The following is a 6380-nucleotide window of genomic DNA, read 5'->3' as shown; positions in this document are numbered from 1 at the left end:
GTCCGCACCGCGAAGGCGGGAAAAAGAACAGGAGAAAAATTGAAAAAAGTTTTAAATTTTTTAGTATATTACAAAAATTAGAGTTTTATATTTATGGATAATAATAAACGAAATGATTTACTTAACGGATTAAACGAAAATCAAAGAGAAGGTGTGCTTCATATAGATAGCCCTCTTCTCCTATTGGCTGGTGCTGGAAGCGGTAAAACTTTAGTTATTACCAAAAAAATAGCTTACCTTATAACAGAAAAAAATATAAAACCAGAAAATATAATGGCTGTAACTTTTACAAATAAGGCAGCCAATGAAATGAAAGCAAGAGTATGCTCTATGCTTCCAGATATAAAACCATTTAGGCTGTTTATAAGAACATTTCACTCTGCATGTTTGAGAATATTAAAAGACAATGCTCAATATTTAAATTATAGAGAAGACTTTCTTATTTTGGACGAGGGTGATAGATTAAGTGTTATAAAAAAAATAATGAAAGAAGAAAACACTCCAAAATCTATAAAACCAAAAGATGTTTCAAGATATATATCTGCTATAAAAAATGAAATGAGATATGATATTGGTTTTGAAGAGGAGTATTACAAAAAAGTATATGATAAATACACAGAGTATGAAGTTAAAGAAAATGTAATGGACTTTGATGATTTAATACTCAACACCATAAAACTATTTGAAAAAGAAAAAAATATACTTGAGTTTTATAAAAAAAAGTTTAAATATATTTTAGTTGATGAGTTTCAAGATACAAACTTGCAGCAATACAAATTAATAAAAATGCTCTCTCAAAAAAATAATAAACAAACTCCAGATAATCAATTAACCGTTGTAGGAGATGATGACCAGAGTATATATGCCTTTAGGGGAGCAAATGTATCTAATATATTGAACTTTGAAAACGATTTTGAAAACACTAAAATAATTCGCCTTGAAGAAAATTATAGATGCCCGAAAAATGTAGTTGAAGTGGCTTTGAATGTAATAAAAAATAATAGCCATAGACACACAAAAAATGTTTTTTCAAACAAAAAAAGTGATTATAAAATAGAAAATTGGATATGCTATACAGATTATGAAGAGGCAAAATCGGTTGCTAATGAAATTGAATTATTGTTTGATGAAGGTTTTGAAGCAAAAGATATAGTTATATTGTTTAGAACCAACAGCCAATCAAGAGCATACGAAAAAGAACTTATGGCTCATTCTATTAATTATAAAATAGTGGGAGGCGTTGGGTTTTATGAAAGAGCAGAGATTAAAGACAGCATTTCTTTTTTGAGGCTTATTACAGGATTTAATGATAACTTTAGTATAAGAAGAACTATAAACACTCCAACAAGAGGAATAGGAGAAAAAACTTTTGCACAGTTTGAAGCATTCGCAGATAAAAAAAATCTCACACTCTATGATGCAATAGATATTATAGAAGAATCTAATATTTCAAAAAAAGCTCTTAACAACATTAAAGAATATAAAAACATATTAGAGAAATATTCAAAAAAAATAGAAGAAGACCCTCAGCATATAGAAGGAGTATTTTTTGAGTTTCTAAAGGAAATAGATTATTTTTCAATATTTAAAAGCGATGGCAATATAAGAATAGCAACAGCAGAAGACAATATAAAAGAGCTTTTTAATGCATACTACAGTTATTTAAATTATAATTATGAAAACCCAGAAAGCAGTTTAAATATAAGAGGATTTTTAGAAGAAACAACACTATATAAAGACAATAGCAACGAAGATAAAGAAGATGCAATCACTCTCATGACAGTTCATAATGCCAAAGGATTAGAGTTTGAAGTTGTATTTATTACAGGGCTTGAACATGGAGTATTTCCTCATTACTTTTCACTCGAAGAAGAAAACGGCATAGAAGAAGAGAGAAGACTTTTTTATGTAGCAATTACAAGAGCAAAACAAAAACTTTACCTCACATACGCAAAAAGAAGAAGAATAAGCTCAGGCACTATGGAACAAGCTCCTTCATCATTTTTAATGGAGATACCAAAATCTTTATTATATATAAAAGAAAAGGCTAATAGCTATTATATAGAAATAGATGAGGATGCATTTGATTATTAATGATGATGATTTTCCTCATCATGGTGATGACATTCTCCGTCATGACAACACTCTTCATCATGATGATGGCAGTCTTTACTATGATTATGCTCATGATGCTGACAATCTTCGCTATGATGATGCTCTTCATGATTATCATTTTCTTTTCTTTTGATGTTCTCTCTATAAATAGGCTGAAATATTTCTCTAAGTAAACTTCTATTTAAATCTTTTCCTATAAACACTATTTCAAGTTCATCATCTTCACTAGCACCAGTAATAGCATATCTGTCCCCCACAACATCATACCTCAAAACAGATTCACCGCACTTTATAAAACCCTTAGAGCGAGCCACATAACCAAACCTTCCATGTATAATGTCTTCAATAAGTACTATAAACTCTCCCTCACTTCCTACACTGCAGCCTTTCATGCTTATAGAATCAGGCATATACTCTTCTGTATTTTTATTTAAAGATTCTTTTAGAGCATACTTCTCATCTAAAAAGTTTTTTAATATAGACTCCCAAAAATCTTTATCCTTATTAGAATAATGCTCAGAAATTATATCAATATCCCTATCATTTTTTTTCAATATATTTTTAATCTTCTTTACAAGCTCTTCATTATCCTCTTTATCCTTACTCTCCATCTTTGATATAATAATCTTTGAAGTATTTATAAGCTGGTCAATATAAATATCATCATAAGAAGAAATAAAAGAATCAAAAGCATTTCCGTCTATTATAGTGATTGGCTTTAATAATGTAATTCTGTCATATTCAATTTGTTTTATGTTTTTTATAATATTACTAAGCTTTGCAACCCCAGTAGGCTCTACTATTAAATATTCAGGGTCTAAAGAATTAGCAATAGTGAGAATAGAAGAAGCAAAATCTTTTTTCATAGTACAGCATACACACCCTTCAGTAAGCTCCCATATATTCATACCCTCATCTTTAAGCACATTAGAATCAATATCTACATCACCATACTCATTTTCCATTATCACAAAATCTCTTTTAGTTTTTTTAGCCATTTCTTTAATGAGAGTAGTTTTACCAGCACCTAAAAAGCCAGACACTATGAGTATTTTCATTTTACTTCCTTAAATTATTTATAAATTACATAAAAACATTATAACAAAATATTATACTAATTACAAAAAAAGCTGACAAATATTAAAAAATATATGCCAGCTCTTATTATTAAACTATTATTTATTTTTCAATTCTTACTACAGGTTTAATTAAATCTGCAGGTTTATCTCTCATCATAAATAAAGCTTTTTCAAGGTTATCCCAACCTTCAAATACATGAGAAACAAGATGATGTACATTTAATTTTCCAGAAGCAACTAATGAACCAAGTTTTTCCATTCTAAGTCTTCCGCCAGGCATAAGTCCGCCAAATATAGCTTTATGACCCATACCAACACCCCATTCAACTCTAGGTATTTGTATATAATCACCTTTACCTAAATAGTTAACGTTACCAATTTTACCGCCAGCTTTTAGTGAACGAACAGCTTCAGCAAAAGTTTCAACACCACCGCCAGCAATAATAACTTTATCAACACCTTTACCATTAGTCATTTTAAGAACTTGTTCATCTATAGGACCATTTTTATAACTAATGAACTCTTCAGCACCATATTTCTTAGCAGCCTCAACACAATTAGGTCTAGTACCAACAGCAATAATCCTTGAAGCTCCTCTTAAAGCAGCACCAGCTACACCCATAAGTCCAACAGGTCCAATACCTATAACAAGTACACTGTCACCATATTGTACATCAGCTAATTCTGCACCATGGAAACCAGTAGGAACCATGTCAGAAAGCATACAAGCATCTACAGGGTCAATATTACTAGGTAAAATAGCCAAGTTACCATCAGCATCATTAACATGGAATACTTCACCAAACACACCGTCTTTAAAGTTAGAGAATTTCCAACCAGCAAGCATACCGCCTGAATGCATAGAATAACCAGCTTGAGCCTCTACGCTATTCCAATCAGGAGTAATAGCAGGAATTAATACTTTGTCACCAGGTTTAAAGTCTTTTACTAAACTTCCAACTTCTACAACTTCACCGCAAGCTTCATGACCTAATATCATGTTATGTCTTTCACCTATAGCTCCTTCCCATAATGTGTGAACATCAGAAGTACATATAGCTACAGCTAAAGGTTTTACAAGTGCGTCTGTAGGTCCGCAAGCAGGTCTGTCTTTTTCAATCCAGCCTGATTGACCTATTTTTAACATAGCATAACCTTTCATATTCTTCTCCTTTTATATTTAAATTATACCTAATTTATAGTATATAAATATAATAGCAATTGTCAAAGTTAGAGTATGAAAACTTAACTATTTTACTAAATTTATATTAATTAGCCTGAGAAGTTATATTATCAGTTCCCATTTTTGAGTATATGCTATTCAATTTATCTTGTATAATAGCAGCTGAAACTATACCTAAACCAACAAATGAAAGTACAAGAAGTAAAACAGAAGCATCTTCTGTATTATCTATACCTACTTTTGAAGTCATATCTTTATATATTATTCTAGAATATTTATAGAACCAGTATAATTGATAGAATGGTATAAATAAACATAGTATTAATTCTAATGTTGGATTTATTTCTGCATTATCCATAAAGTTTTTTATAGAATCTGTTGTTTTATATAACCAATACAAATAATATATTCCGCATGTTACAACACTTAATATTACTAGCATTGGCACTGATTTAATATTTTCATTTTTCATAAAACATCTCCTAATAATTAATTGGGTATAGCATAATTTATTTTTAAAAAAAGTCAATTATAATACTATTTTTTTATATATTAGTGATAAAATAAATAATATTGAAATTATAATTAAAAATTTATATAATTGCTTTATTATTATTTTTATAGGATATAAATATGATTAAAAGATACACTAGAAAAGAGATGGGTGAACTTTGGAGCTTACAAAATGAGTTTCAAGTTATGCTTGATGTAGAAATTGCAGCTTGCGAGGCTATGGCTGAAATTGGAGAGATACCTCAGGAAGCTGTAAAAAGAATTAAAGAAAAAGCTACTTTCACAGTTGAAAGAATTGCTGAAATAGAAAAAGAAACTAATCATGATATTATATCATTTGTAACGGCTGTTCAAGAAAATGTTGGAGAAGGCGGACAGTATATACATAAAGGCTTAACTTCAAGCGATGTAAAAGATACTGCATTAGCTGTAATGATGAAAAAATCAGCTGAAATTATATTAGAAGATTTAAAAAGATTATCTGAAGTATTATTAAGAAGAGCTAAAGAGCATAAATACACTCCTTGTATAGGACGTACTCACGGTATACATGCCGAGCCTATGACATTAGGTTTAAAATTCATTTTATGGTATGATGAAAACGAAAGAAATATTAAACGTGTAGAAGAAGCAAAAAAACAAGTATCAGTTGGTAAGCTTTCTGGTGCAGTTGGAACATACAGCAACATTGACCCACGCATAGAAGAAATTGTATGTAAAAAATTAGGTATAGAAGCTGACAGAGTTTCTACTCAAATAATACAGAGAGATAGGCACGCACAATATCTTACTACTTTAGCAATAGTTGCTAGTTCATTAGAGAAATTTGCTACAGAAATTAGAAACCTTCAGAGAACAGATATTAGAGAAGCAGAAGAGTATTTCAGCGAAAAGCAAAAAGGCTCATCTGCTATGCCTCATAAAAGAAACCCTATCACTTGTGAGAGAATATCTGGTTTAGCTAGACTTGTAAGAGGAAATGCATTAGCTTCTTTGGAAGATATCACTCTTTGGCACGAGAGAGATATAAGCCATTCATCAGTAGAGAGAGTTATACTTCCAGATTCTACAATAGCAGTAGACTATGCTCTTAATAAGTTTATTGATATAGTAGACAAACTTTTAATTTACCCTGATGCTATGAAAGCTAATATTGAAAAAACAGGCGGTTTGATTTTCAGCCAAAGAATATTGATAAGCTTAGTTAATAAAGGCATAGACAGAGATAATGCTTATAGATGGGTACAAAGAAATGCAATGAAAAAATGGCTAAACAATGAAGACTTTAGAGAGAATGTTCACAAAGATGAAGATATAACAAAATATTTAAGCTCTAAAGAAATTGATGACTGTTTTGACTATGCATATTATTTGAGAAATATAGATGTTATAATGAAAAGATTTGGAATATAATTTTTTATTATACTAAAAATTTCTAACTTTTTATTTTGTTCTTTTTCCCGCCTTACACGGTGTGGACTTCGTCAAAG

Annotated in this window: 5 protein-coding genes; 2 read left to right on the top strand and 3 right to left on the bottom strand. The window is 30.2% G+C overall.

Annotated features, from left to right (window positions below; all coding sequences use genetic code 11):
* Positions 1-93: 93 nt before the first annotated feature.
* Positions 94-2094, top strand: coding sequence for an ATP-dependent helicase (locus tag E6A48_RS05455; protein ID WP_219709060.1), 2001 nt, complete (start codon positions 94-96; stop codon positions 2092-2094).
* Here the strand turns inward: E6A48_RS05455 and E6A48_RS05450 are convergent.
* The 3 genes from E6A48_RS05450 to E6A48_RS05440 all read right to left on the bottom strand — a co-directional run bounded on the left by E6A48_RS05450 (position 2091) and on the right by E6A48_RS05440 (position 4849).
* The gene (locus E6A48_RS05450; RefSeq protein ID WP_219709059.1) at positions 2091-3173 is read right to left on the bottom strand and encodes a GTP-binding protein; all 1083 of its coding nucleotides are present in this window, start codon (positions 3171-3173) and stop codon (positions 2091-2093) included. The genes E6A48_RS05455 and E6A48_RS05450 overlap by 4 nt on opposite strands.
* Positions 3174-3294: 121 nt before the next feature.
* Positions 3295-4356 (bottom strand): NAD(P)-dependent alcohol dehydrogenase, encoded by a 1062-nt coding sequence (locus tag E6A48_RS05445; protein WP_219709058.1) that lies wholly within the window; start codon positions 4354-4356, stop codon positions 3295-3297.
* A gap of 106 nt (positions 4357-4462) precedes the next feature.
* Positions 4463-4849, bottom strand: a complete 387-nt coding sequence (locus E6A48_RS05440) for a DUF4234 domain-containing protein (protein ID WP_219709057.1) — start codon at positions 4847-4849, stop codon at positions 4463-4465.
* A 161-nt stretch (positions 4850-5010) separates the two neighbouring features.
* Here E6A48_RS05440 and purB point away from each other — a divergent pair, with 161 nt between their 5' ends.
* Positions 5011-6303, top strand: a complete 1293-nt coding sequence (gene purB / locus E6A48_RS05435) for an adenylosuccinate lyase (protein ID WP_013244258.1) — start codon at positions 5011-5013, stop codon at positions 6301-6303.
* Positions 6304-6380: the final 77 nt, after the last annotated feature.

Source organism: Brachyspira pilosicoli (assembly GCF_019402445.1).
Lineage (GTDB): Bacteria > Spirochaetota > Brachyspiria > Brachyspirales > Brachyspiraceae > Brachyspira > Brachyspira pilosicoli_B.
Note: the sequence above shows the minus strand (reverse complement) of the source record. Positions and strands in the feature narration are given on the sequence as shown.